At 68.7% G+C, this 24,413-nt stretch carries 22 protein-coding genes, 1 tRNA gene and 7 pseudogenes; 10 read left to right on the top strand and 20 right to left on the bottom strand.

The genetic code is table 11. The features are described from left to right. Window positions 1-102 precede the first annotated feature (102 nt). The 7 genes and pseudogenes from K6K41_RS26305 to K6K41_RS26275 form a co-directional block, all read right to left on the bottom strand. Complete coding sequence (locus K6K41_RS26305; protein ID WP_261402981.1) at window positions 103-1,035, bottom strand: diacylglycerol kinase catalytic domain-containing protein; 933 nt, start codon at window positions 1,033-1,035, stop codon at window positions 103-105. Next, window positions 1,032-2,012, bottom strand: coding sequence for an SPFH domain-containing protein (locus K6K41_RS26300; protein ID WP_261402980.1), 981 nt, complete (start codon window positions 2,010-2,012; stop codon window positions 1,032-1,034). The genes K6K41_RS26305 and K6K41_RS26300 overlap by 4 nt, the downstream gene beginning before the upstream one ends. Before the next feature lie 119 nt (window positions 2,013-2,131). After that, window positions 2,132-3,214 (bottom strand): sulfate/molybdate ABC transporter ATP-binding protein, encoded by a 1,083-nt coding sequence (locus K6K41_RS26295; protein ID WP_261402979.1) that lies wholly within the window; start codon window positions 3,212-3,214, stop codon window positions 2,132-2,134. 15 nt (window positions 3,215-3,229) lie between these two features. After that, on the bottom strand, window positions 3,230-4,129 hold the full coding sequence (gene cysW / locus K6K41_RS26290) for a sulfate ABC transporter permease subunit CysW (protein WP_261402978.1): 900 nt from the start codon (window positions 4,127-4,129) through the stop codon (window positions 3,230-3,232). Next, complete coding sequence (gene cysT / locus K6K41_RS26285; protein ID WP_261402977.1) at window positions 4,119-4,979, bottom strand: sulfate ABC transporter permease subunit CysT; 861 nt, start codon at window positions 4,977-4,979, stop codon at window positions 4,119-4,121. The genes cysW and cysT overlap by 11 nt, the downstream gene beginning before the upstream one ends. 161 nt (window positions 4,980-5,140) lie before the next feature. Beyond that, entirely contained in the window at window positions 5,141-6,160 is a 1,020-nt protein-coding gene (locus K6K41_RS26280) for a sulfate ABC transporter substrate-binding protein (protein WP_261402976.1), read from the bottom strand. A gap of 100 nt (window positions 6,161-6,260) precedes the next feature. Beyond that, a pseudogene (locus K6K41_RS26275) lies at window positions 6,261-6,717 on the bottom strand (RrF2 family transcriptional regulator). 169 nt (window positions 6,718-6,886) lie between these two features. On the opposite strand from K6K41_RS26275, the gene K6K41_RS26270 reads away from it, so the two are divergent. The 7 genes and pseudogenes from K6K41_RS26270 to K6K41_RS26245 all read left to right on the top strand — a co-directional run bounded on the left by K6K41_RS26270 (window position 6,887) and on the right by K6K41_RS26245 (window position 9,063). Further along, entirely contained in the window at window positions 6,887-7,042 is a 156-nt protein-coding gene (locus K6K41_RS26270; protein ID WP_261402975.1) for a DUF5993 family protein, read from the top strand. A gap of 12 nt (window positions 7,043-7,054) precedes the next feature. Beyond that, a pseudogene (locus tag K6K41_RS29825) lies at window positions 7,055-7,147 on the top strand (disulfide bond formation protein B); the annotation flags it as partial. 46 nt (window positions 7,148-7,193) lie between these two features. Next, window positions 7,194-7,598 carry a disulfide bond formation protein B gene (locus K6K41_RS26265; RefSeq protein ID WP_315855267.1) on the top strand — a complete coding sequence of 135 codons (405 nt, stop codon included), beginning with the start codon at window positions 7,194-7,196 and terminating at the stop codon, window positions 7,596-7,598. A gap of 307 nt (window positions 7,599-7,905) precedes the next feature. After that, window positions 7,906-7,983, top strand: a tRNA-Pro gene (locus K6K41_RS26260). A 59-nt stretch (window positions 7,984-8,042) separates the two neighbouring features. Then, entirely contained in the window at window positions 8,043-8,222 is a 180-nt protein-coding gene (locus K6K41_RS26255; RefSeq protein WP_261402974.1) for a hypothetical protein, read from the top strand. Between the two features lie 122 nt (window positions 8,223-8,344). After that, window positions 8,345-8,608, top strand: coding sequence for a hypothetical protein (locus K6K41_RS26250; RefSeq protein WP_261402973.1), 264 nt, complete (start codon window positions 8,345-8,347; stop codon window positions 8,606-8,608). A gap of 89 nt (window positions 8,609-8,697) precedes the next feature. Continuing rightward, window positions 8,698-9,063: a response regulator gene (locus K6K41_RS26245; RefSeq protein ID WP_261402972.1), complete on the top strand. Its 366-nt coding sequence runs from the start codon at window positions 8,698-8,700 to the stop codon at window positions 9,061-9,063. A 19-nt stretch (window positions 9,064-9,082) separates the two neighbouring features. On the opposite strand, the gene K6K41_RS26240 is transcribed toward K6K41_RS26245, so the two are convergent. After that, window positions 9,083-10,021: a beta-propeller fold lactonase family protein gene (locus K6K41_RS26240; RefSeq protein WP_261402971.1), complete on the bottom strand. Its 939-nt coding sequence runs from the start codon at window positions 10,019-10,021 to the stop codon at window positions 9,083-9,085. Between the two features lie 11 nt (window positions 10,022-10,032). Further along, window positions 10,033-10,561: pseudogene (locus K6K41_RS26235) on the bottom strand (SRPBCC family protein). A gap of 263 nt (window positions 10,562-10,824) precedes the next feature. Here K6K41_RS26235 and K6K41_RS26230 point away from each other — a divergent pair. Together K6K41_RS26230 and K6K41_RS26225 are read left to right on the top strand one after the other, a co-directional pair. Further along, window positions 10,825-11,951: pseudogene (locus K6K41_RS26230) on the top strand (GNAT family N-acetyltransferase). Between the two features lie 97 nt (window positions 11,952-12,048). Beyond that, window positions 12,049-12,467 (top strand): annotated as a pseudogene (locus K6K41_RS26225) (HIT family protein). Between the two features lie 208 nt (window positions 12,468-12,675). Here K6K41_RS26225 and fabZ read toward each other — a convergent pair. Next, window positions 12,676-13,032 (bottom strand): 3-hydroxyacyl-ACP dehydratase FabZ, encoded by a 357-nt coding sequence (gene fabZ, locus K6K41_RS26220; RefSeq protein WP_315855091.1) that lies wholly within the window; start codon window positions 13,030-13,032, stop codon window positions 12,676-12,678. Between fabZ and K6K41_RS29820 the strand changes: the two genes are divergently transcribed. Next, the gene (locus tag K6K41_RS29820) at window positions 12,964-13,350 is read left to right on the top strand and encodes a hypothetical protein (protein WP_315855090.1); all 387 of its coding nucleotides are present in this window, start codon (window positions 12,964-12,966) and stop codon (window positions 13,348-13,350) included. The genes fabZ and K6K41_RS29820 overlap by 69 nt on opposite strands. Here K6K41_RS29820 and K6K41_RS26215 read toward each other — a convergent pair. From K6K41_RS26215 to K6K41_RS26170, 10 genes and pseudogenes are all read right to left on the bottom strand, one after another. Beyond that, window positions 13,345-14,040: an LpxD N-terminal domain-containing protein gene (locus K6K41_RS26215; protein ID WP_261402970.1), complete on the bottom strand. Its 696-nt coding sequence runs from the start codon at window positions 14,038-14,040 to the stop codon at window positions 13,345-13,347. The two genes, K6K41_RS29820 and K6K41_RS26215, sit on opposite strands and share 6 nt — an antisense overlap. Before the next feature lie 113 nt (window positions 14,041-14,153). Then, entirely contained in the window at window positions 14,154-16,580 is a 2,427-nt protein-coding gene (bamA, locus tag K6K41_RS26210) for an outer membrane protein assembly factor BamA (protein WP_261405835.1), read from the bottom strand. Window positions 16,581-16,764: 184 nt separating this feature from the next. Then, entirely contained in the window at window positions 16,765-17,913 is a 1,149-nt protein-coding gene (rseP, locus tag K6K41_RS26205) for an RIP metalloprotease RseP (protein ID WP_261402969.1), read from the bottom strand. A gap of 70 nt (window positions 17,914-17,983) precedes the next feature. Next, on the bottom strand, window positions 17,984-19,183 hold the full coding sequence (dxr, locus tag K6K41_RS26200; RefSeq protein WP_261402968.1) for a 1-deoxy-D-xylulose-5-phosphate reductoisomerase: 1,200 nt from the start codon (window positions 19,181-19,183) through the stop codon (window positions 17,984-17,986). Next, complete coding sequence (locus K6K41_RS26195) at window positions 19,177-20,031, bottom strand: phosphatidate cytidylyltransferase (RefSeq protein WP_261402967.1); 855 nt, start codon at window positions 20,029-20,031, stop codon at window positions 19,177-19,179. The genes dxr and K6K41_RS26195 overlap by 7 nt, the downstream gene beginning before the upstream one ends. Beyond that, on the bottom strand, window positions 20,028-20,801 hold the full coding sequence (locus K6K41_RS26190) for an isoprenyl transferase (RefSeq protein WP_261402966.1): 774 nt from the start codon (window positions 20,799-20,801) through the stop codon (window positions 20,028-20,030). Before K6K41_RS26190 ends, K6K41_RS26195 begins: the two co-directional genes overlap by 4 nt. Before the next feature lie 89 nt (window positions 20,802-20,890). Further along, a complete protein-coding gene (frr, locus tag K6K41_RS26185; protein WP_261402965.1) occupies window positions 20,891-21,454 on the bottom strand; it encodes a ribosome recycling factor in 564 nt (187 codons plus the stop codon). A 49-nt stretch (window positions 21,455-21,503) separates the two neighbouring features. Next, window positions 21,504-22,223, bottom strand: a complete 720-nt coding sequence (gene pyrH, locus K6K41_RS26180) for a UMP kinase (RefSeq protein WP_261402964.1) — start codon at window positions 22,221-22,223, stop codon at window positions 21,504-21,506. A gap of 20 nt (window positions 22,224-22,243) precedes the next feature. Further along, window positions 22,244-23,176, bottom strand: a pseudogene (tsf, locus tag K6K41_RS26175) (translation elongation factor Ts). 102 nt (window positions 23,177-23,278) lie between these two features. After that, window positions 23,279-24,326 (bottom strand): annotated as a pseudogene (locus tag K6K41_RS26170) (30S ribosomal protein S2). Between the last annotated feature and the right edge of the window lie 87 nt (window positions 24,327-24,413).

The raw sequence follows: 24,413 nt of genomic DNA, 5'->3' as shown, positions 1-24,413 counted from the left end.
GAGCGAAGGCCGTGAGACGTGAACCGGTTCGCATCGCGCCGCCCGTGAGGCGAATCCGTCGGATCCGCGCGGGCCGGAGCTTATCCGCGCGGGCGGCGGGGCTCAAAGCACCAGCGTCCCGGATCGGTCGGCGACGCCGATCACCGCCTCCATGCCGGAATTGAACTTCAGGAAATCGGCCTCGACGCCGTCGCTGAAGATCACGCCGTAGTCCGGCATCTGCGACACGATCTTCAGCGGCGCGCCGCGCTCGACGCGGCCGAACACGATCGAGGCCTCGCTGGCGCGGCTCGGGAACGGCTCGCGCACCGTGAAATAGAGGTGGTCGGCGTCCCACGGAAAGCCGTTCTCGCGCAGCGCCCCGACCGCCTTCTTGCGCCCGCCCGCGATTCCCGTCGCGCCGGCGATCAGGCTGCGGAACCAGCCGGTGGAGCCCAGGCCGGTCGAGACGATGACGCCGCTCGACGACTGGTTCTCGCTCTCCTCGCCGACCTCGATCCGGTAGCGCGCCGAGACGTGGCTCGCCGGGCCGATGAAGAGGTCGTTGACGGCGTGCAGCTCCTGCCCGTCGGTCAGCCGCGCGCGCGCCATGGTGACGGTGCGGAACGGCCGCCGATCGGCGAGCGCCTCGGCCGTTATGGCGTCGAGGTCCTCCGGGCCGAATGGCAGCAGCACGCCTTCCCAGCGGCCGGGATCGGGATTGACCCCGACGAGCGGCTGGCGGTCGAGATATTTGAGCGTGTTGGCCACCAGCCCGTCCTGTCCGAGCGCCACCACCAGCGCGTCCGGCGGAAACAGGAAATTGGGCAGGAACTCGCGGTCGATGCGCTGCACGCGGCCGAAGCGCGCAAGCGACTGCTCGGCGATCGTCACGGCTTCGCGATAGCGGTCGTGCTCGGCGAGATAGTCGGAGAAGTCGGCGCCGAGATGCTCGACGTAGAATTTGGCCTGCTCGACCGTGTTAAAGCGCGCGACGAGATCGTCGAGCCGCGTCGCGCGGGTGACGAGGACGATGCGCTCGCGCGCGCCGCTCATCGCGTCGGCTTCGCCTTCTCGGGCGTGCGCCGCGCCAGCTCCTGCAGGAGGTCGGGCGAGATGTTGAGCTCGCCGATCCGCTCGGCGTTCTCGGCGAGCCCTTGGAAGGCGGCGGCGATCAGCGCGTTCGGGTCGGCCTGGCCGACGGTCAGCGCCTGAAGCACGCGCGGGTCGACGCCCGCGACCGACTTCATCAGCTCCGCCATCGCGAAGGCCTTGGCCTGCGCTTCGGTGCGGGCGTTCTCGGCGCGCAGCGACGTCAGCGCCTTGTTTCGCTCTTCGAGCGCGATGCTGCCGCCCATCGCCTGGTCGTCGATCTGCTGGCGCTTTTCGAGCACCACGCGCTCGGTCGCGAGCTCGTTCTCGCGGACCGCCCGCTCCTGCTCGATCGCGGAGTTGCGGCGGGCGTAGGTGGCGTCGTCGGCCTCCTTCAGGAGCTCCTCGCGCACCTGCGCCTCGAGCGCGCGCGCGGTCTCGGGGTTGGGCTTGATGGCCAGGACCGCGAGACTGACGAGGTCGAGCCCGAGGCTCGGCAGCGCGTCCGGCTCGCGCAAGGCGGCGGCGACCCGCTCCACCACCACGTCGGAGCTGCGCAGAAGCTCGCGCAGCGTCATGGTCTGGAGCACGGCGCGCAGCCGAACCTGCACGGCGTTGACGACGCGCTGCGGCAGCTTGAACGGCGCGTCGGAGGCGTAGCGGCCCTTAGCGTCGAGCGCGAAGTTCATCAGGCTCGCGAGCTGCTTGGGATCGACGACCCGGACCGTCGCCTGGCCCTGGACCGTCACCTCCTGAAAATCCTTGCTCACCTCGGCGAACATGAAGGGCGCGTCGACGCTGTCGAGCGGCACCGCGACGATCGATGTCCAGGCGGTGGCGTAGAAGAACGAGAGGCCCGCGCCTTCTTTCGCGACCCGGCCGTTCTTGTAGGCGAGCACGTGGGTGTTGGGCGCCGCCTTGAAATACTTGATCCCGAACATCGCTCCCCGCCCTCATGAACGCGCGACCACCGGGAGGGTCATCCCCCGGCGCTCGCGCGCAAGTCAAGCATGGGAAGCCCAGAGCGGCTTCGGACGGCGGCCTTGTCGGGCCGCCGCCGTCAGGCCGCTTGCTTCTCGCGCGCGAGGCCGAGTTTCGGCGGCTCGCGGTCGTCGGCGAAGGCGGCGTAGCGCTTGAAGGCGAGGCCGAACTGGTCGCCGATCGAGACATCGAGCTCCGGCGGCAGCAAGGCTTCGATGCGATGGGCGTGCTGGCCGACCGCGATGTCGGCGCGCCTGTAGGGGCCGGAGCGCCGCAGGCCGATGATGCGTCCGTCGACCACGCCCTGCCCGGCCGCGACCAGCGTGACGTCCTGGGGGCGGATGTGGATGCGGCCGGGCCCGTCCGGCGGATCGACGCGGCCGACGGAGAGCGGCGCGCCCTCGAAGGTCGCCGCCCCGTTGGTGATCGTGACCGGCAGCGAGGTCGAGTCGCCGATGAAGGCGTAGACGAAGGGGGTCGCGGGCGAATCGTAGATCTCGTCCGGCGTGCCGACCTGCTGGAGGTCGCCCTTGTGCAGCACCGCGACGCGGTCGGAGAGCTCCATCGCCTCCTCCTGGTCGTGGGTCACGAACACGGTGGTGTGGCCGGTCTCTTCGTGGATCTGCCGCAGCCAGCGGCGAAGGCCCTTGCGCACCTGCGCGTCGAGCGCTCCGAAGGGCTCGTCGAGCAGCAGCACCTTGGGTTCGATGGCGAGCGCGCGGGCGAGCGCGACGCGCTGGCGTTGGCCGCCCGAGAGCTGCGCCGGATAGCGGCCCTCGAGCCCGTTGAGCTGAACGAGGTCGAGCAGCTCCAGCACCCTCTTGCGGATCACGGCCTCGCTCTGCTTCGGCCCCTGCCCGTGCCGCATGCCGAAGGCGATGTTGTCCAGCACCTTCATGTGGCGGAACAGCGCGTAGTGCTGGAACACGAAGCCGACGTGCCGGTGCTGCACGCTCTGCCGCGAGGCGTCGTTGTCGCCGAAGAAGATCTGGCCGCCGTCGGGCGACTCCAGCCCCGCGATGGCGCGCAGCAGCGTCGTCTTGCCGGAGCCCGAGGGCCCCAGCAGCGCGATGAGTTCGCCCGAGCGGATGTCGAGATTGACCCCGTTCAGCGCCGGGAAGTTCCCGTAGTCCTTGCGGAGATTCCTGATCTTCAGTTCCATCGGAGGTCTCCGTAGTCAGTGACGATGCGCGGAGGAGATCTGGTCGCCGTAGCGCCACTCCAGCCCCGACTTGATGGCGAGCGTGACGAGGCCGAGCCCCGCCAGAACGGAGGCGACCGCGAAGGCCGCGACGAAATTGTAGTCGTTGTAGAGGATCTCGACCTGCAGCGGGATGGTGTTGGTGAGGCCGCGCAGATGCCCCGAGACCACCGAAACCGCGCCGAATTCGCCCATCGCGCGGGCGTTGCAGAGCAGCACGCCGTAGAGCAGCGCCCAGCGCACGTTCGGCAGCGTCACCGACCAGAAGGTGCGGAACCCGCCGGCGCCGAGGGAGAGCGCCGCCTCCTCCTCGCTCGTCCCCTGCTCCTGCATCAGCGGAATGAGCTCGCGCGCGACGAAGGGGAAGGTGACGAAGATGGTGGCGAGCACCAGGCCCGGCAGCGCGAAGATGATCTGCAGGTCGTGCTTGGCGAGCCACGGGCCGAACACGCCCTGCGCGCCGAACAGCAGCACGTAGCACATGCCCGAAACGACCGGAGACACGGAGAACGGCAGGTCGATCAGCGAGAGCAGGAAGCTCTTGCCCTTGAACTCGAACTTGGCGATCGCCCAGGAGGCCGCGAGGCCGAACACGACGTTGAGCGGCACGGCGATGGCCGCGACCACCACCGTCAGCCAGATGGCCGAGAGCGTGTCGGGATCGTCGAAGCTCTCGAAATAGGCCTCGACGCCCTTGCGGAACGCCTCGACGAACACCGCGACCAGCGGAAGCAGCAGGAAGAAGCCCAGGAACGCGACGGCGAGCGCGATCAGCGCGATCCGCGCGCCGCGGCTCTCGGCGATCGGGCTCGGCAACTGGATGGGGGCCGAGGTTCCGAGGCTAGGCGCAGCGGCGAGCGTGGCGTCAGCGGGCATGGCCGAGCCTCTTCCTGGACCAGGCTTCGGTGACGTTCACCAGAAGCAGGATGGCGAAGGACAGCGCGAGCATCGCGGTGGCGATCGCGGTCGCGCCCGCATAATCGAACTGCTCGAGCCGCGTGATGATCAGCAGCGGCGCGATCTCCGACACGCCCGGGATGTTGCCGGCGATGAAGATCACCGAGCCGTACTCGCCGACGGCGCGGGCGAAAGCGAGCGCGAAGCCGGTCAGGAGCGCCGGAAACAGCGTGGGGAACACCACCCGGAACAGCGTCGTCGGCCGGCGCGCGCCAAGCGTGGCGGAGGCTTCCTCGAGCTCCTTGTCGAGATCGATCAGCACCGGCTGCAGCGTGCGCACCACGAAGGGCAACCCGATGAACACCAGCGCCACGAAGATGCCGAGCGGAGTGTAGGCGATCTTCAGCGGTCCGAAGACCGAGGCCCAGAGACTGCCCGGCGCGAACAGCGAGCCGATCCAGCCGTTCGGGGCGTAGATCGCGGTGAGCGCGATGCCCGCGACCGCGGTCGGCAGCGCGAAGGGAAGGTCGACCGAAGCGTCCAGCAGCCTCTTTCCCGGGAAGGAGTAGCGCGTCAGGACCCAGGCGACGATCAGGCCGAAGACGGCGTTGACCGCGGCGGCGAGCAGCGACAGCGAGAACGACAGCCTGAGCGCCGCGAAGGTGTCGGAGCGGGTCAGGATCGCGTAGAGGCGCTCCGGCCCGAGCGAGGAGGCCCAGAGCACGACCGCGCCGAGCGGGATGAGGATGATGATCGAGAGATAGAGCCAGACGAAGCCGTAGGTGAGCCCGAAACCGGGGATTGCGCTCGGCGTCCGGAACTGGGGCATCAACGATCTCCGTCGCGCTCGCCGGGCGCCTGGAGAACTCGCCGCCTCGCCGTCGGCGAGCGTCGTAACATGGGCCAAGAGATGTTTCCCGCTCAAAAGACCAAAATGAAGCCGCGGCCGGAAGGACCGGCCGCGGCGGCGCTAGCGCACGTGATGCGGGATCACTGCGGCTTGTAGATCTGGTCGAACGTTCCGCCGTCGCCGAAGTGCTCGCCCTGGGCCTTGGCCCAGCCGCCGAAGTCCTTGTCGATGGTGACGAGCTTCAGGTCCTTGAAGCGCTTGACGTCTTCGGCGTTGGCGAGCTCGGGCTTGATCGGGCGATAGAAGTTCTTGGCCGCGAGCGTCTGGCCTTCCTTGTCGTAGAGCAGGTTGAGATAGGCCTCGGCCGCCTTGCGGGTGCCGTTCTTGTCGACGTTCTGGTCGATGATCGCGACCGGGGGCTCGGCCAGGATCGAGATCGAAGGATAGACGATCTCGAACTTGTCCTCGCCGAACTCCTTGAACGACAGGAACGCCTCGTTCTCCCAGGCGAGCAGCACGTCGCCGAGCTCGCGCTGCGCGAAGGTGGTGGTCGATCCGCGGGCGCCGGAGTCCAGCACCGGCACGTTCTTGAACAGCTTGCCGACGAACTCCTTGGCCTTGGCGTCGTCGCCGCCGTTCTTCTCGCGGGCGTAGGCCCAGGCCGCGAGATAGTTCCAGCGTGCGCCGCCGGAGGTCTTCGGGTTCGGCGTGATGACCTGGACGCCGTCCTTCACGAGGTCGTCCCAGTCCTTGACGCCCTTCGGGTTGCCCTTGCGGACGAGGAACACGATCGTCGAGGTGTAGGGCGAGGAGTTGTGCGGCAGGCGCTTCTGCCAGTCGGCGGGGAGCTTTCCGGCCTTGGCGATGGCGTCGATGTCGGCGGCGAGCGCCAGCGTCACGACGTCGGCGTTGAGGCCGTCGATCACCGACCGGGCCTGCTTGCCCGAGCCGCCATGGCTGACCTGCACCTTGATGGTCTCGCCCGTCTCGGCCTTCCAGTTCTTCTCGAAGGCGGCGTTGAACTCCTTATAGAGCTCGCGCGTCGGGTCGTAGGAGACGTTGGTGATTTTGCCCTGGGCGCAGGCCCCGGTCACGCCGGCGAGAAGCGGCGTGGCGAAAGCGAGCGCTGCGATGATGCGCGATGCGCGGCGGCGGTTCATGTCGGCGTCTCCGATTGTGCGACGCCGCAATACCGACATGATCAGTCGGGATTGTCAACGCAGATCGGCGAACATTCTATCGATTTTATTCCATTTCAAATTATCGAGCGATCAGTTGAACTTGGGCGGCGTTCTTCGCGTCGCTGTCATCGGAGATGGCGTCCGCGAGCGTGGTCCGGTCCATGATAGAGACCGTGGCTTCGTACATGTCCTCGAAGACGCGCCGCACCGTGCAGGTCGCCTCGTCGGCGCAATCCGGGCAGCGGCGATAGGCGGTCCGCGACAGGCAGGGCAGCGGCGCGAGCGGGCCGTCGATCAGCCTCAGCACCTGGCCGAGCCGCACCGCCGACGGGTCCGAGGCGAGCAGATAGCCGCCCTCCTTGCCGCGCCGGCTCTCGACGACGCCGGCGCGTCTGAGCTCGATCAGGATCTGCTCGAGGAAGCTCTGCGGGATGTTCTCGCGGGCGGCGAGGTCGCGGATCGACGAGGGCCGCCCCGCCGGCGCGCGCGAGCGCCACCAGGGCCTTCAGCGCGTATTTGGCCTTCTGGGTGATCATGTCGTTCCGCCAGCCTGTCCGCCGCGATCGCCGGGCCGCCCGCATCGCGTATCAGACTCGCGAAGCGGCGGAAAATCGCGCGGCCGCGATCGGTCCTGTCGTTCACCGGACAGAAGGATGGGCGGCCTAGTCTCGCCCGACCGACCTCAGTCCGATTCCGAGCGCGCCCATGATGAGCCTCCCGTTCTTCGGCTTCTTCGCCGCCTTCTGTCTGGCGTGGGCGGAGCGCCGCGGCGCAGCCCTCTCCCTCGGCCTCGTCTCGCTTGTCGTTCTGCTGCTGCTGTTCAGGCGGCATGCGACCGACAGCCTGCCGCTGTCCTTCTGAGGAGCCGCGCCGATGATCTCCGCTCCGGTCTCCCGCGCCCTGAACGGCCTCGGCCTGCTGGCCGTCTCGGCCGTGCTCGCCGCCGCCTTCTACGATCAACTCGCGCGAAACGAACTGCCCTGCCCGCTCTGCATCCTGCAACGCGCGGGCTTTGCGGGCGTGGCTCGGCCTCGCGCTCAATCTGCGCTGCGGACCGCGGCCGAGCCATTACGGGCTGGCGATTCTGTCCGCGCTCGTCGGCGGCGCGATTTCGACCCGGCAGGTTCTGCTGCACATCATGCCGGGCGACGCCGGCCGCCGGACCGTGCTCGGCCTCCATCTCTATACCTGGGCGCTGATCCTGTTCGTCGTCATCGCGGCCGGCTGCGCGCTGCTGCTGATGTTCGAGCGCCAGTTCGAGGCCGAGCCCTCTCCCGGCGCCGGGCTGAAAGCCTTCGGCGTCGCGGCGTTCGCGATCGCGGCGCTGCTCGTGCTCGGCAACGGCGTCTCGACGGTGCTGGAATGCGGCGGGGGCCTCTGCCCGGACGATCCCACCGACTACCAGCTGCTGCGCTGATCGCCAGCCATGATCTTGGGGAGGCGGACAAGAAAAAGACCCGGCCGTTCCCTTACGACCGGGTCTAAACATTCGAGCCTTATGTCGCTGCGGAAAGGGGCGGGCTCCGCAGCCGGCGCCAGAGCTATGGCGCAGGGATCACGCTCGACTTGAAGCCTACCCTAGAGACCCTCGCCTGAACGAAAGCCGCGACCCCCGTTCATCCGGCGTTCACTTTCGCGGCGCGGGGCCCCGCAGTCTTCTTCGCAAGGCCGCTTGCGCGGCGCTCCGACTGGCGATAGAGCATGCCCACCCTTTCAAAGGGCGTCGGAGCGTGGCGCAGCCCGGTTAGCGCACTAGTCTGGGGGACTAGGGGTCGTGGGTTCGAATCCCGCCGCTCCGACCATTCTTTCCTCTGTTTGAAGCCGAAGGCCGGGTCCCCGCCGGCCCGGCCCACGGTTTTTGATGAACGAACATCTCGCCCTTCTGGAGCGGATGAAGACGGCGCAGGCCGAGCTTCTCAACGCTGCGGCCAAAGCCGGCGCCCTGCCCTCGGACAACGCGCTGCGCAAGATCGCCGATCTCGAGGTCGCCATCGGCGCGCTCGAGCACATGATCGAGCAGGACGCCCCCGAAAAGCGCTGACGCGCGGACCTCCGCGCGGCCTCGTGTAAAGAAACTGTGAATTTTGCAAGCCGGCGTGGAACTCCGCGCCGGCTTGTCGCGTTCTTCGCCCAGTTAACGGCAAGACGCTTGGCCCGACTCACATGTTTTACCTCTACGAACTTCCTCGCAAGTCCAATGATCAGCCGATCACCATCGCTGACCATGTCAATATTGATATGTATTCGTCCAACGAGACCGGAGTGAATGCGCAGGCGGTCGACGAAGACGTCGACTTTGTCGACGACACCCTCCTGAATCCTGCGCCTCACAATGCGATCGAGCACCAGCTGCTTCGCGGCGACATGGTCGGCCTTGCGCTGATGTCGAGCGCAATCCTTTGGAGCGCGATGGGCGCGTTCGGATGATTCTTTCCGAAACCGCCCGTCATCCATTGCGCCGGCACGAACGTTCCGCGATCATGAACGCCTGAGCACTTCAAGAGTCGCAGACGCTCGTGCGCGTTCTCTATGTCGACGACGAACCGGACATTCGCGAAATCGCGCGCATCGCGCTCGATCTCGATGACGGCATGGTGATCGAAACCGCAGCCTCCGGGCTCGAAGCGATCGACAAGGCCGCCGCCTGGCGCCCGGACGTCATCTTGCTCGACGTCATGATGCCCGAGATGGACGGCCCCACCACGCTCGCCGAACTGCGCGCGCGCGACGACACGCGCGCCATCCCCGTGGTGTTCATCACGGCGCGCACGCAGACGCACGAGGTCGAGCGGTTCCGCTCTCTCGGCGCCTGCGCCGTCATCGCCAAGCCGTTCGACCCGATGCTGCTCGCCGCCCAGGTGCGCGCGGTGTCGCACCGCTGAAGGGCGCTAACGCCCTTCGCTATTTCGTCCGCCGGATGAAGTTGCCGAAGGCGCGCGGCCCGTCGCCGGTGTCGAGATCGCGCAGCACCTTCAGCGTCTCGACGTCGATCTCGCTCACCGTGTTCGAGAACCAGTTCGAGACATAGACGCGCTTGCCGTCCGAAGACGCCTCGATCCCTTCCGGATAGTCTCCGACCGAGATCTCGCCGGCATGCTTGAAGGTCGTGAGATCGAACACCGAGACCTGCGCGTCGTACTGGTCGGTGACGAAGGCCTTGCCGGCCGCGAGCGCGACCGCATAGGGCCGGTCGCCGACCTTCGGCTGGGCGATCACCTTCCTCTCGGCGATGTCCACCACGGAGACGTCGTTGCTCGCGACGTTCGCGACGTAGGCGCGCTTGCCGTCCTTGTCGATCGTCACGCCGAACGGCCGCTCGCCGACCTTGAGGCCGCCGGTCCGCGTGTTGGTGGCGGTGTCGATGAACGAGATCTCGTTCGAATCCCGGTCAGCCGAGATCAGCAGGGACCCGTCGGGCGTCACCGCGAGACCGGACGGCGAGAGCCCCACCTGGATCTTGTGGACGACCGTCTTGGCGTCCGGATCGATCGCATAGACGACGTGCTGGTACCAATCGGCGACGTAGACGGGCTTGCCGGAGGGGTGCGCGGCCACGCCGAGCGGGCCGCCGCCCGTCTCGATCTTGCCCACGACCTCGCGCTTGGCGGCGTCGACGATCGAGACCGACTTTCCGTCGGGACTCGTGACATAGGCCCGCGTCCCGTCCGCCGTGACGGCGACGCCGGCGGGCTTGCCGCCGATCGGGATCCTGGCCAGCGTGTCGCCGGAGGCGAGGTCGACGACCGAAAGGTCGTCGCTCGACTGATTGGTGACGAAAGCCTCGTCGGCGCGGGAAGGACCCGCGACGACGAGGCAAAGCGCTGCGAGAAGAATGCGCATGTGCGGGGCGCTCAGCTTCCGCCTTCGACCTTCTTCTTCAGGTCCTGGAGGCCCTGGCTGTAGAGGCCGCTGACGGCCTTCAGCGCGGCCTCGTCGGAGAGCTCCGGCGGCGGATCGTTGTTCGGGAAGCCGCGATAGAACGCGCCGTCCCACGTCACCGTGGTCTTGTCGCCTTCGCCCTTGACGATGATCTTGGACGAGTAGTTGGAGACCGGCAGCACCTTCACGTCGACGTTGGTGATGCGGTACGAGTACATCATCTTGTCGGCGGCGTACTGGTTGATCTCTTCCTCGACCTTGGCCCCGCCCTTGAGCGTCAAGGTGCGCTTGGCGCCCTTGTCGTTGCCGCCCGAGCCTTCTCTTCTCGACGATCCCGAGCCAGCTCATGTCCTGGAAGTTTCCGACCACGGACCAGACCTTCTCGGCCGGCGCGTTGATCTCGACCTTCTGCTCGGTTTTCTGGCGCGTCGGGCCATGGGCCTGCGCCGCGCCGGCCACGCCGATCACGAGCGCCGCCGCGGCGGCGAAATGAAGTTTCATCCGTTCATGTCCTCCGTATCGCGCGTTCGACGTCTTCCGTCGCCGCGCGTCTTGGGCCTCGCGGCCGTGGCGGCATAGAACCAAAGCCCGCAGGCGGGATAAAGTCCCCGCATCTGGTCCCTTCGACGCACCCCGGCCCGCGGCGGCGCCGCGCAAAAGCCTGCTTTCGCTTATTTTTTTCACAAGGCCCACATCGTCCACGGGAGCCCGCCACGTCACAGGCCGCCGACAGCATCGCGTTTCGCGCCCGGGTCGTAGACCGCATCGCCGACATCGACGCGCAGGCGTGGAACGAGGCCGCGGCCGCCTGCGGCGAGCCCTACAACCCCTTCGTCGACCATCGGTTTCTTGTGGCGCTCGAGGAGTCCGGCTCGGTCGGCGCGGGCACGGGCTGGGCGCCGGCCCATATCGTTCTCGAGGACGAGGACGGCCGCCCGGCAGGATTCGCGCCCTGCTACCTCAAGTCCCACAGCCGCGGCGAATACGTGTTCGACCAGGGCTTCGCCGACGCCTATGAGCGCGCGGGCGGCAGCTACTACCCCAAGCTCCAGGTCTCCGCGCCGTTCACCCCGGCGACCGGGCCCCGCCTTTTGCCGGCGCCGGGCTTTGACCGCGACGCCGCGGAGGGCGGGCTCGTCGCGGCGCTCCGCGGCCTCATGCGGCAGACGCGGACGTCGTCGGTCCACGTGACCTTCGCGACGGATCGCCAGCGCGCGCTGCTCGTCAGCGAAGGCTTCCTGCCGCGTGACGACCAGCAGTTCCACTGGCGCAACGAGGGCTACGGCTCCTACGACGATTTTCTGGCGAGCCTCGCCTCCCGCAAGCGCAAGCAGCTGAAGCGCGAGCGGCGCGACGCGCTCGCCAACGGAATCACGATCCGCCACGCGACCGGCGCCGACCTTCGCGAAGCCGACTGGGACGCCTTCTTCGCCTTCTACATGGACACCGGCTCGCGCAAATGGGGCCGGCCCTATCTCACTCGCCGCTTCTTCAGCCTCGTCGGCGAGGCGATGCCCGAGGCCATCCTGCTCGTGATCGCCGAGCGCGACGGGCGTCCGATCGCCGGCGCGCTCAATTTCATCGGGGCGACGCGCTGTTCGGGCGCTATTGGGGCGCGGTCGAGGACCACCCGTTCCTGCATTTCGAGGTCTGCTACCACCAGGCCATCGACGCCGCGATCGCGCGGGGGCTCGCCCGCGTCGAGGCCGGGGCGCAGGGCGAGCACAAGCTCGCCCGCGGCTACCGCCCGGTCGTCACCCGCTCGGCCCATCTCTTCGCAGATCCCGGCCTCGCCCGCGCCGTCGCCGACTATCTGAAGCGCGAGCGCGCTTATGTGGCCGAAGCGCAGACCGAGCTCGAAGCCGCCACGCCCTTCAGGCGCGGCTCGTAAGTCTCAGGGCGCCGCCGACCGTCGCCCGATCGCGCATCCCGGCTTGACCCGGGCGGCCGCCTGCGATCCCTTGCGCCACCGATCCAAGGGGAAGCGAATGGCCGACTACGATCCCGACAACGTTTTCGCCAAGATCCTGCGCGGCGACCTGCCGGCCCACAAGGTCTACGAAGACGACGCCACCCTCGCCTTCATGGACGTGATGCCGCGCGGCGACGGCCATGTGCTGGTGATCCCCAAGGCCGCCTCGCGCAACATGCTCGACATCGGCGAGGACGTGCTCGGGCCGCTCTACGCGACCGTCTCCAGGATCGCCAAGGCCGTGAAGGCCGCGCTCGGCGCCGAGGGCGTCACCATCCAGCAGTTCAACGAGACGGCGGGCGGACAGGTGATCTTCCACACCCATGTCCATGTGCTGCCGCGCTGGACCGACGTGCCGCTGAAGCCGCACACCGGCAAGATGGGCAGCCCGAGGTTCTGGCCGCCCACGCCGAAAAGATCCGCGCGGCGCTCTGAAGCACGATGATCTTAAGCTGAGCCGCCGCGTCACGCCCGCGTCCTCGCAGGCGTCCGCGACTCCGGCTTAGCGCTCGACGATCCCGGAACGTCGCCGACGCCCGGATCCCCCGGGCACGACGGCGTGAGCGAACGAGGTCGCATCACGCTCTGAGGCGAGCGGCGCGGGCGGGAGCGTCGACGCCCTGCCCGCGTCCGTCGCCGGGCCTTACTCGGCGACCAGCATGGCGGACAGTTCGGCCTCCGCCACCTTCACGCCCGCGACCTTCGCTTCCGCCTTGTACCACCACATCGAACCGCGCTTCTTAATGCGCGTCATGTGGTATTCGAGGACGTCTCCCGGCACGACGGGCTTGCGGAACTTCGCCTTGTCGATCGTCATGAAATAGACGATGCGCGGCACGCCGGCGGAGGCCGAGGCGACGCACAGCGCGCCGGCGGTCTGCGCCATGCCCTCGATGATCAGCACGCCCGGCATCACCGGCTGGCCCGGGAAATGACCCTGGAACTGCGGCTCGTTGTAGGTGACGTTCTTGATGCCGATGCCGAACTCGTCGCCCCGCATCTCGACGATCTTGTCGACGAGCAGGAACGGATAGCGGTGCGGCAGCGCTTCATGATCGCCATGATGTCCACCGTCCCGAGCGAGGTCGGCGCCTCGGGCGTCGTGGTGTCTGCTGCGTCGGTCATTCAGTTTGGTCCTTGGGCGCTGCGCGCCGGTCTTGAGGCCGGATCCACGGCGAGTACGGAAAAGTCGCTGACGGTCGCGCCCGCGGGCACGCGCACGAGCGCGAAGATCGCGCAGCCGCGGCCGATCGAGGCGTCGGGGCCGAGGCAGGCGAGGTCGCCGATCAGGCTCTTCTCGCCGATGACGGTATCATGAAGGCCGCCGCGAGCGACCGAGACGTTGGCGCCGAGACGACGTCGTCCTGAACCACGACCCGGCCGAGACTCGGCGCGTCGGAGGGGCCCACGGGCGCCGCATGCCCGAGCCGCGCGCCGGGCCGACGACGACGCGGTCGCCGATCAGCGCGCAGGTCACGACCGCGCCGGAGCCGATCGCGCTTCCCCGGCCGATCCGCACCTCCGGGCCCACCACCGCGTTGGCGCCGATGAGCGCGCCGCGGCCGATCTCCGCCCGCGGACCGATCACGGCGCCGGGGTCGACCGTCACGTCCGGCTCGAGCCGCGCGTCCGGATGGATCACCGCGCCCGGCGCGACGCCGGGGCCGAACAGCGGCTCGGGGCGGACCGCGGCCGGAAAGAGCGCCCGCGCGGCGCGCGCGAAGGCTCGGGCCGGCTCGTCGCTCACGAGCGCGACGATGTGAGCGGGCACGCGGCCGGCGAGCGAGGGCGCGACCAGGCAGACGCCGGCCCGGCTGAGCGGGAGCGCGGCCGCCGCCTCCTCGTCGACCACGAGCGCGAGGTCGCAGGGCCCCGCCCAGTCGAGCGCGCCGACGCCGGTTACCGCGAGCCCCTCCCCGCCGCGGCCGTGCGCGCGCGCGCCCGTCAGAGCGGCGAGCCCTGCGAGGTCGAGCGGTCGGGGGCGGGTGTGGAAGACGGCTTCGGTCATCGGGTCGGAGGCGGGGTCCGCCAAACGAAAGCGGGCGGCGGAGAGAGATCCGCCGCCCGCTTATCCAATTTTCAACCCTGACGGAAGGCCAAACCTTCAGGACACGTCAGACGTCAGAAGCGCGTGCCGCCCGAGAAGCGGAAGAACTGCGTCTCGTCGTACTTGGACTTCGACAGCACCTTGGCGAAGTCGAAGCGGATCGGGCCGAGCGGCGAGTTCCACATCAGCGAGGCGCCGACCGAGGAGCGCAGCTTCTTGTCGTCGCCTTCGACGTTCACGAGCACCGTCTTGCCGTTCGACGTCAGGCTCTTGATGCCCTCGTAGTTGAACACGGTGCCGGCGTCGGCGAAGACCGCGCCCTTGAGGCCGATCTCCTTCGGAATGCCGAAGATCGGGAACTGCACTTCGGCCGAACCGCCGAAATAGGTCGTGCCGCCGAGCGGATCGTCGTTCGGGCTGCCGTTCCTCAGCACGCGCTGGCCGGCGGCGTTGCGCACGCCGACGTCGCGCGGGCCGAAGCCCTGAGGCTCGAAGCCGCGAACGAGGTCCGGGCCGCCCGGGAAGTGGTCGAGCACCGCGAGATCGTCGCTGCCATAGGCCTTCATGTGGCCGGCCTGCGTGCGCAGCATGCCGATGAAGTTCTCGTTGAAGATCGGGTGGTAGTACCGACCGTCGAACGTGCCGCGCAGATACTGCGCGTCGCCGCCGAGGCCGGCGACGTCGCCCTTCAGCTCCGCGTAGAAGCCCTTGGTGGGCACCTGCGGGTTGTCGAGCGTGTTGTAGATCAGCGAGAGGCCGGCGAGCGAGGTCAGCGTCTTGCCTTCCGCCTCGAGAATCGCGGCCGAGGCGCGGTCCCTGTTCAGGCGGTCGATGCCGTTCTTGTTCTCGACCGTCAGCGAGTAGCGGTCCGGAACCTTCAGATCCTGCTGGTAGATCTGGTAGCGGGCGCCGACCGTGAACTCCTCGGTCACCGGCAGGCCGAAGCGCAGGCCGCCGCCGTAGGTGTTGAGGGTGTAGGAGGTGTAGTCGGTCTCGTCGCGCTTCTTGGCGTAGAGGTCGATGCCCGCCGAGACGCGGCTGCCGAGGAAGTACGGCTCGGTGAACGAGAAGTCGAAGCCCGAGATGTTCTGGCCGAACTGGGCCGCGATGCGCGCGTACTGGCCGCGGCCGAGGAAGTTGCGCTCGCCGAGCGCCACTTCGCCGATGATGCCGTCTTGGCTCGAATAGCCGCCCGCCACCGAGAATTCGCCGGTGGCCTGATCCTCGACGTCCACGTTCACGATGACGCGGTCGGGCGAGGAGCCCGGCTCGGTGCCGATCTTCACGTTCTTGAAGAAGCCAAGCGCCTTCAGGCGCCGCTCCGCGCGGTCGATGAAGATCTGGTTGTAGGCGTCGCCCTCGCCGAGGTCGAACTCGCGGCGGATGACGTAGTCGCGCGTGCGGGTGTTGCCGCGGATGTTGATGCGCTCGATGTAGACGCGCGCGCCCTCTTCCACAACGTAGGTCACGCCGATCGAGCTGTCGGACATGTTGCGGTCGCCGCGGGGGCGGACCTGCGCGAAGGCGTAGCCGCGCGAGGCGAGGTCGAGCGACATGGCCTCGACCGACTTGTCGATGTCGTCGGCGCTGTAGGTCGAGCCCGACGAGGACTGGATCTTGCCGCGGAGCGTCGTGACGTCGACGTCCGGCACGCTCGACTCCACGTCGACGGCGCCGAACTTATATTTCTGGCCTTCCTCGACCACGATGTTCAGCGTGAAGGCGTTGGTCGCGCGGTCGAGCGAGGCGTTGGCCGACACGACGCGGAAGTCCGCGTAGCCGTGGTTCAGGTAGAACTTGCGGATCAGCTCGAGGTCGGCGTTGACGCGGTCGGGATCGTAGACGTCGGACGTCTTGATCCAGCTCAGCCAGTTCGACTCGGTGGTCGTCATCTGGTCGCGCAGGGTGCCGCCGTCGAAGGCGGTGTTGCCCTCGAAATTGATGGAGCCGATCTTGGTCTTTTCGCCTTCGTTGATCTCGAACACGAGATCGACGCGGCCGGACGGCTGGGAGATCGTCTTCGGCTCGACCGACACTTCATAGCGGCCGGAGCGGCGATAGACGTCCTGAATGCGCTGGGCGTCGGCCTGGATGATCGCGGGATTGTACGGCCCGCGCGGCTTCGACTGCACCTCGGCCGCGAGAACCGCGTCCTTGATCTTCTTGTTGCCTTCGAACGCGACGCGGTTGAGCACCTCGTTCTCGGTCACCGTCACGACGATGCCGCCGCCGGCGCGCGAGACGCGCACGTCGGAGAACAGGCCCGTGGCGTAGAGGCCGCGGATGCCTTCGTCGACGGTCGCCTGATTGAGGGCGCCGCGCCCGGTGAAGTAGGAGCGGACGGTTTCAGCGTCGACGCGCTTGTTGCCGCGGACGGTGACGCCGCCGCTCTGCGCGTAAGCCGAGGATGAAGCGCCGGGAACGCCAAATCCTGCGCCTGCCGTGATCGCGCTCACGGCGACCGACGACGCGAGCGCGAGACGCCCGAACACCCGAACCATACGCATCATAGGCAGACGGACCCCCGTGCCGTATTCCACGCCGCCGAGCCCGTCATTATCGACAGGCGTCCCCGGGGCGACACCGTCCGCTTCTATAGAACTTTGACGCACGTGCAAACTCGCTACTCAACGCAGGTCAGGCGTTTCGACCGCGGCGTTGCGGCGCGGACACGCCCCCTCGGTTTCAGCCTAGGCCGGAAAGGTGAACGATATCGTTCCAAGTGGCGAAAATCATGAGGAACAGGACGAAAGCGAGGCCGATCCTCATGCCGATGTCCTGAGCGCGCGGCCCCAGCGGACGGCCTCTCAGCGCCTCGATCGAATAGAAAAGCAGGTGCCCGCCGTCGAGCATGGGAATCGGCACCAGATTGAGCAGGCCGATCGACACCGACAGAATCGCGGCCAGCGTCATGAGCGCCGTGAAGCCCAGCGTGGCGAAGTCGCCTGACGTCTTGGCGATTCTGATCGGGCCGCCGATCTGGTCGGCCGATTCCCGGCCCACCACGAGGCGCCCGAGATAGGAGGCCGTGCGCGCGACCTGATACCAGGTCTCCTGCACGCCGGCGCCGACCGCCTCGAGCGGCCCGAAGGTCTCGATCCGCACGTTCTGGGCGTTGGTCGAGCGCTTGATGCCGAGCAGGCCGAGCCGCAGCTTGTTGCCGAATCCGTCGGTGATCTCCTTCATCCGCGGCGTCGCGGTGAGGTCGATCTGCTTGTTCGCGCGCTCCACGGTGATGCGCAGCGGACGGTCGGCGGCGGTCTCGACGATCTTCTGCATGTCGCCGAAGGTCGCGATCTTCTGGCCGTCGATCGCGACGACGAGATCGCCGGGCGCGATTCCCGCCGCTTCCGCGGCGCTTCCCGGATCCACGGAATCGACCACGGCGTCGGTCACCGGCCGCCCGGCGATGAAGAAGATCGCGGCGAAGATCACGATGGCGAGCAGGAAATTCGCGATCGGCCCGGCGGCCACGATCGCGGCGCGCGCCGGCAGCGGCGCGAAGAAGAAGCTCGAGCGCCGCTCCTGCGGGCTCATGCGCGCCAGCGCGTCCTGGTCGGGGGCGCTCGCGGCGTTCTCGTCGCCGGCGAAGCGCACATACCCGCCCAGCGGAATCGCGGCGAAGCGCCAGCGGGTTCCCTTCCTGTCGTCGAAGCCGAACAGCTCCGGCCCGAATCCGATCGAGAAGGCCAGCACCTTCACGCCGGTCCAGCGCGCGACGAGGAAATGGCCGAGCTCGTGGAAGAAGATCACGAGCGTCAGCACGAACAGGAAGGGCACGAGATAGGCGCCGGCGGACCAGGCGGCGCCGAACATGTCATTCAGAAACGTCATCGTGGCCCTCTGCCCGCCTCGCGCGGCGTCCATTGAGATCGGAGAGGCGTTGCGAAATTGCTAGTGGCTTCTACTGCGCGCGAAACTGGGCTTCGGGCAAGCGCTCGGAAGCGATGCGGCGCGACTCGCGATCGAGCTCGATCGCGTCCTCGACGGTGGCCGGAGCCGCGCAGGGGAGCCGGCCGGCGGCGAGATCGAGCGTCGCCTCGACGATCCGCGGGATGTCCATGAAGCCGATGCGGCGCGCGAGAAACAGCGCGACCGCGACCTCGTTGGCCGCGTTCAGCACGGTCGCGGCCGCGCCGCCCGCGAGCAGCGCCGATCGCGCCAGGCCAAGGCACGGGAATCGCGCGAGGTCCGGCGCCTCGAAAGTGAACTGCCCGAGCGCGACCAGATCGAGCCGGACCGCCGGCGTCGCGAGCCGCTCGGGATGGCCGAGCGTGTGGGCGATCGGCACGCGCATGTCGGGGGAGGCGAGGCCGGCGGTCACCGCGCCGTCGCGGAACGTCACCAGCCCGTGGATCGCCGACTGCGGATGCACGACCACGTCGAGCCGCTCGCCCGCGATTGCGAAGATGTGATGCGCCTCGATGAGCTCGAGGCCCTTGTTCATCAGCGTGGCGGAATCGATCGTGATCTTCGCGCCCATCGACCAGGTCGGGTGGCGCAGCGCGTCTTCCGGCCGGGCGGCCGCGATTCTGGCCGCGTCCCAGGTCCGGAACGGTCCGCCGGACGCCGTCAGGGTCATGGTCTCGACGGCGTCGATCCCCTGCCCTCCGAGCGCCTGCAGCAGCGCGTTGTGCTCGCTGTCGACCGGAAGGAGCGTCGCGCCGGCCTCTGCGACCTCGGCCATGAAGGCCGTCCCGGCGCAGACGAGGCATTCCTTGGTGGCGATCGCCACGACGCCGCCGCGCCGCACCGCCGCGACCGTCGGGGCGAGCCCCGCGGCGCCCGCGATCGCCGCCATGGTCCAGTCGACGGGAACGGCTGCCGCGTCCACGACCGCCTGCGGGCCGGCCGACGCCGCGACGCCCGATCCGTCGAGCAGGCGACGCAGCTCCTCGCCCTGCCGCTCGTCGGCGATCGCGGCGCGCCGGGCGCCGAGCCGCACCGCCACCTCGGCGAGCGCCGCGGCGTCCCGGCCGCCGACCAGCGCCTCGACCTCGAATCGATCGGAATGGCGTTCGAGCAGGTCGACCGTCGCGCCGCCGACCGACCCGGTCGCGCCGAGCACGGTGACGGAGCGTTTCGGGCCGGCTGGGCTCACCACCGCAGCAGCCCCTGCCCCGCGCCGTCGAGGCCGCCGCGCGCCACCCCGACCGCCGCCGCGATCGTCGCCGCCACGAGGAAACCGTCGAGCCGGTCCATCAGACCGCCATGGCCGGGAATGAGCTTGCTCGAATCCTTTGCGCCATAGACGCGCTTCACCCCGGACTCGAAAAGATCGCCGGCTTCGGCCGCAACCGACGCCACCAGGGCGACGATCGCGACTGGCCAGAGCGTGGTCGCGCCGGCGGCGGCCGCCACCGCCACGCCGGCCGCCACGCCGGCCGCCGCGCCGCCCACCGCGCCGGACCACGTCTTTTTCGGCGAGAGCCGCGGCGCGAGCTTCGGCCCGCCGACCGAGCGACCGACGAAAAACGCAGCGATGTCAGTGGCCCAGACCACCGCGAACAGCCAGACGGTGGCCGCGAGGCCGTCGACCGGGTCGCGGCGCAGCAGCATCGCCCCGACGAAGGCCGCGGCCCCGTAGGGCACCGCCGCCGCCGCCACCAGGACAGGGCGCGCCGCGAACGCCGCCGCGCCCGCGCCGAGCGCCAGAACCGCTGCGATCAGAAGCGGCGCGACCGCGAGATAGAGCGAGAGCCCGAGCGCCGCGCCCGCGATCGCGAGCGTCACCGCCACGATCCGGGCGGCCCGCCGCCGCGCGACGGGCTCGGCCGCCGTGAGCCAGGCCCACTCGACCCCCACCGCCACGCCGGCGAGCGTCCAGAAGGCGACGAAGGGCAGCCCGCCCGAATAGGCGGTGGCGAGCGCCGCCGCGATCATCACGACCGCCGACGCCGTGCGCAGCACGAGCTCCGAGACGCGCCCGGCGGCCGGGCGCCCGGTGGTCACGCCCCTGCCCGCGCGGTGCGTCCGCCATAGCGGCGCTGGCGCGCGCTGAAGCTCGCGAGCGCCTCCTCGAAGGCCGCCTTGTCGAAGTCGGGCCAGTGAAGAGGAAGGAACACGAACTCGGCGTAAGCGCTTTGCCAGAGAAGGAAATTCGAAATCCGGAGCTCGCCGCTCGTGCGGATCACGAGATCCGGATCCGGAATGTTGGCGGTGTCGAGATGGTCGGCCACGACGCCGACGTCGATCGCTTCCGGCGCGAGCTTGCCGTCGCGCACGGCCTCCGCGATGCGGCGGACCGCCGAGACGATCTCCTGCCGGCCGCCATAGTTGAACGCCACCACGAGCTGGAGTCCTGAATTGCCGCGCGTGCGCGCCTCGGCCTCTTCCAGCAGGCCGAGGATGTCGCTCGGCAATCCCGCGCGCTCGCCGATGACCTTCACCCTCACCTCGCCCTTGTGGAGCTCGGCGAGGTCGCGCCGCATGAAGAGGCGCAGCAGGTTCATGAGGTCGGAGACCTCCTCGACCGGCCGCGACCAGTTCTCGGCCGAGAAGGAGTAGAGCGTGAGATGCCTCACCCCGAGCTCATGGGCGGCCCGCACCGCGCGCCGCAGCGCCTCAACGCCGCGCCGGTGCCCTTCGACCCTCGGCAAGCCGCGCGCCGCGGCCCAGCGGCCGTTGCCGTCCATGATGATGGCGACGTGCCGCGGCGCGGCGCCCGCGCCGTCCGGAGCGAGGTCGCTTGCGGTCCATTTCTGGAGGTTCGTGGAGGACATCGCGCAGGCGCCTGAATGGAGAAGCGGAAGTCCTGTCCGGTCGTCGCCGGCGCGGACGCCGGCGCCCGAGTCGGTCAGCCTTCAGGCTATCACACCTGAAGAATATCCTTTTCCTTGGCCGCGACCGCCTCGTCGATCTCGGCCACGGCCGCGTCCGTCGCCTTCTGGACCTGGTCGGAGAGCTTAACGTGCTCGTCCTCGGAGACGTCGCCGTCTTTCTCGGCCTTCTTCAGTACGTCGAGGCCGTCGCGCCGCACATGGCGGACGGCGACGCGCTGGTTCTCGGCGTATTTGTGCGCGACCTTGACGAGCTCCTTGCGCCGGTCGGCGTTGAGCTCGGGCAGCGGGATGCGCAGCAACTGGCCTTCGGTGATCGGGTTGAGGCCGAGATTGGCCTCGCGGATCGCCTTCTCGACCGCGCCCGTCATCGAGCGGTCCCAGACCTGCACCGAGAGCATGCGGGCTTCCGGCACGCTGACGGTCGCGACCTGGTTGAGCGGCATTTCGGCGCCGTAGGCCTTGACCGTCACCGGATCGAGCAGGTTCGCCGAGGCGCGGCCGGTGCGCAGGCCCGCGAGGTCGGTCTTCAGCGACGAGACGGCGCCGGCCATGCGGCGCTTGATGTCTTCGATGTCGAACTTGCCGTCGGACATGGGGACTTGGGGCCTTTCTTCTTCGGCCTTGGGGCGGTGGGACCCGCCTCTAGCGGCTCGTGACGGTGGTCACGCGTCCTCCGCCGCAGACCGCCGCCAGGATCGAGCCGGGCTCGTGAATGGAGAAGACGATTACCGGAAGCGCGTTCTCGCGCGCAAGCGCGAAGGCCGCGGTGTCCATGACCTTGAGGTCCTTATGGATGACCTCGTCATGAGTGATGCGGTCGTAGCGGACCGCCGACGGATCCTTCTTCGGATCGGCCGAATAGACGCCGTCGACGTTGGTCGCCTTGAGCAGCGCCTCGCAGCCGGTCTCGATGGCGCGGAGCGCCGCGGCCGTGTCGGTGGTGAAGAACGGATTGCCCGTGCCGGCCGCGAAGATCACGATGCGGCCGCGGTCGAGATGGGCGAGCGCGCGCGGGCGCGTGTAGGTTTCGGCGACCGCCGAGATGTCGAGCGCCGAGAGCACCCGGGCCTGCGCGCCCTGCCGCATGACGGCGGCATGGAGCGCGAGCGCGTTCATCACGGTGGCGAGCATGCCCATGTAGTCGCCGGTCGCCCGGTCGACGCCCTGACCCGACACCTGCACGCCGCGGAAGATGTTGCCGCCGCCGACGACGACCGCGAGCTCGACTCCCAGCGCATGTGTCGCCGCGAGATCCGCGGCGATCTGGTCCACGGTCGGCTGATGAAGGCCGAAACCGGCGGGGCCCATGAGGGCCTCGCCGGACACCTTGACGAGGACTCTTTTGTAGAGGGGCTCAGCCATCTCTCGAGAGTCCTCCGCCGTCACCCCTTCACGCCCGACGCGGCCGCGACCTCGGCGGCGAAGTCGGTCTCTTCCTTCTCGACGCCCTCGCCGAGCGCGAGACGGACGAAGCCCGTCACCTTGATCGGCGCGCCGACCTCGGCCTCGGCCGCCTTCACCGCCTGCGCGACGGTCTTCGAGGTGTCGTGCACGAAGGGCTGCTCGAGGAGGGTGGCCTCCTTGTAGAAGCTCTTGATGCCGCTCTCCACGATCTTCGCGATCACGGCCTCGGGCTTGCCGCCCTCGCGCGCCTTGTCGGCGAGCACGGTCTTCTCGCGCTCGACCACGGCGGGATCGATCGAGCCGGCGTCAAGGCCGGCCGGGTTGGTGGCTGCGACATGCATCGCGACCTGACGGCCGAGCGCGGCCAGCGGCTCCGTCTTGCCCTCGGACTCGAGCGCGACCAGAACCGCGATCTTGCCGAGGTTCGGCGCGACCTGGCCGTGGACATAGGTGCCGATGACGCCGCTCGACACCGAAAGCGCGGCCGCGCGACGAAGCGTCATGTTCTCGCCGATCTTGCCGATCGTCGCCTGGACCTTCTCGGCGACCGTGCCGCCGCCCGGATAGGACGCGGCGAGAATCGCCTCGACGTCCTCGCCGACGCCGAGCGCGACGGTCGCGATCGAGGTGACCATCTCCTGGAACTCGGGGTTGCGGGCCACGAAATCGGTCTCGGAGTTCACCTCGACGGCGACCGCCTTGGCTCCGTCGCCGGCGAGCGCCACGAGGCCTTCGGCGGCCGTGCGGCCGGCCTTCTTGGCGGCCTTGGCCAGACCCTTCTTGCGAAGCCAGTCGACCGCGGCCTCGATGTCGCCCTCGACCGTTCAGCAGCGCGTTCTTTTGCAGTCCATCATGCCGGCGCCGGTAGCTTCGCGAAGCTCCTTCACCATGGCGGCGGTGATGTTGGCCATATCGATCCTCAGCAAACATACGTCGTCGCCCGGAACGACGTCCGGGCGACGGAAATGAACATCAAACGTCCGTCGCTAACGTGACGGACGGACGAAAAACCGTCAGGCCGCGAGGCTGGCGAGCTGCTCGCGCGCCTGGGCGACCCAGCCCTCGCTCGAAACGGCCGTTGAGCTTCATGTCGCCGTCGGCCTTGGAGACGTCGACCGGGCTCATCGCGGCGATCTGCCAGTAGTGGTAGATGCCGTACTCGTTGAGCTTCTGCTCGAGCTGCGGGCCGACGCCCGAGAGCTTCGACAGATCGTCCGGAGCGCCACGCGGAGCGGCGATGAGCTCGAAGCTCTCCTCGACGGTCTCGACCGGCGCGTCGGAGGTCGCGACCACCGCGGCCTCGGCCTCGTCGGCGAGCACGGGCTCGATCACCGGAGCCTCCTGAGCGCCGAGGTCGACGCCCGAGTCGCCCTGGCCGCGGCCGATGCCGTCAAGCGCGGCGCGGGCGATCAGGTCGCCATAGAGCGCGAGCGCGCGGCCGGCGTCGTCGTTGCCCGGGATCGGATAGGTGATGCCTTCGGGATCGGAATTGGTGTCGAGGATCGCGGCGACCGGGATCCCGAGACGGCGGGCCTCCTGGACGGCGATCTGCTCCTTGTTGGTGTCGATCACGAAGATGAGGTTCGGCAGGCCGCCCATGTCCTTGATGCCGCCGAGCGTCTTCTCGAGCTTGTCGCGCTCGCGCGACAGGGTGAGGCGCTCCTTCTTGGTGAAGCCGTGGGCTTCGCCGCCGAGCATCTCTTCGAGTTTGCGCAGGCGCTGGATCGAGCCGGAGATCGTCTTCCAGTTGGTCAGCATGCCGCCGAGCCAGCGGGAGTTCACGAAATACTGGGCCGAACGACGGGCCGAGTCGGCCACGACGTCGGCGGCCTGGCGCTTGGTGCCGACGATGAGGACGCGGCCGCCGCCGGCGACGACGTCCGACACCGCCTGCAGCGCGCGGGCGAGCAGCGGCACGGTCTGGGCGAGGTCGATGATGTGGATGTTGTTGCGGACGCCGAAGATGTACGGGCCCATCTTCGGGTTCCAGCGGTGGGCCTGATGGCCGAAGTGCACGCCGGCCTCGAGGAGCTGGCGCATCGTGAAGTCAGGGGAAGCCATTCGTCAGTTCTCCGGTTTTCGCCTCCGCGGGGGTTCGACGGAGCCCATGGGCTGGACCCCGATCCGGAACGGCTTGGTTCTCGCCGT

The organism is Chenggangzhangella methanolivorans, from assembly GCF_019797865.1.
Taxonomy (GTDB): domain Bacteria; phylum Pseudomonadota; class Alphaproteobacteria; order Rhizobiales; family Methylopilaceae; genus Methylopila; species Methylopila methanolivorans.
Note: the sequence above shows the minus strand (reverse complement) of the source record. Positions and strands in the feature narration are given on the sequence as shown.

Coding starts and splice junctions, on each gene's coding strand:
- K6K41_RS26305 (WP_261402981.1), bottom strand. CDS start 1,035: ATGAGCGGCGCGCGCGAGCGCATCGTCCTCGTCACCCGCGCGACGCGG.
- K6K41_RS26300 (WP_261402980.1), bottom strand. CDS start 2,012: ATGTTCGGGATCAAGTATTTCAAGGCGGCGCCCAACACCCACGTGCTC.
- K6K41_RS26295 (WP_261402979.1), bottom strand. CDS start 3,214: ATGGAACTGAAGATCAGGAATCTCCGCAAGGACTACGGGAACTTCCCG.
- cysW (WP_261402978.1), bottom strand. CDS start 4,129: ATGCCCGCTGACGCCACGCTCGCCGCTGCGCCTAGCCTCGGAACCTCG.
- cysT (WP_261402977.1), bottom strand. CDS start 4,979: ATGCCCCAGTTCCGGACGCCGAGCGCAATCCCCGGTTTCGGGCTCACC.
- K6K41_RS26280 (WP_261402976.1), bottom strand. CDS start 6,160: ATGAACCGCCGCCGCGCATCGCGCATCATCGCAGCGCTCGCTTTCGCC.
- K6K41_RS26270 (WP_261402975.1), top strand. CDS start 6,887: ATGATGAGCCTCCCGTTCTTCGGCTTCTTCGCCGCCTTCTGTCTGGCG.
- K6K41_RS26255 (WP_261402974.1), top strand. CDS start 8,043: ATGAACGAACATCTCGCCCTTCTGGAGCGGATGAAGACGGCGCAGGCC.
- K6K41_RS26250 (WP_261402973.1), top strand. CDS start 8,345: ATGTTTTACCTCTACGAACTTCCTCGCAAGTCCAATGATCAGCCGATC.
- K6K41_RS26240 (WP_261402971.1), bottom strand. CDS start 10,021: ATGCGCATTCTTCTCGCAGCGCTTTGCCTCGTCGTCGCGGGTCCTTCC.
- K6K41_RS29820 (WP_315855090.1), top strand. CDS start 12,964: ATGACCCTGGAACTGCGGCTCGTTGTAGGTGACGTTCTTGATGCCGAT.
- fabZ (WP_315855091.1), bottom strand. CDS start 13,032: ATGCGGGGCGACGAGTTCGGCATCGGCATCAAGAACGTCACCTACAAC.
- K6K41_RS26215 (WP_261402970.1), bottom strand. CDS start 14,040: ATGACCGAAGCCGTCTTCCACACCCGCCCCCGACCGCTCGACCTCGCA.
- bamA (WP_261405835.1), bottom strand. CDS start 16,580: ATGGTTCGGGTGTTCGGGCGTCTCGCGCTCGCGTCGTCGGTCGCCGTG.
- rseP (WP_261402969.1), bottom strand. CDS start 17,913: ATGACGTTTCTGAATGACATGTTCGGCGCCGCCTGGTCCGCCGGCGCC.
- K6K41_RS26190 (WP_261402966.1), bottom strand. CDS start 20,801: ATGTCCTCCACGAACCTCCAGAAATGGACCGCAAGCGACCTCGCTCCG.
- frr (WP_261402965.1), bottom strand. CDS start 21,454: ATGTCCGACGGCAAGTTCGACATCGAAGACATCAAGCGCCGCATGGCC.
- pyrH (WP_261402964.1), bottom strand. CDS start 22,223: ATGGCTGAGCCCCTCTACAAAAGAGTCCTCGTCAAGGTGTCCGGCGAG.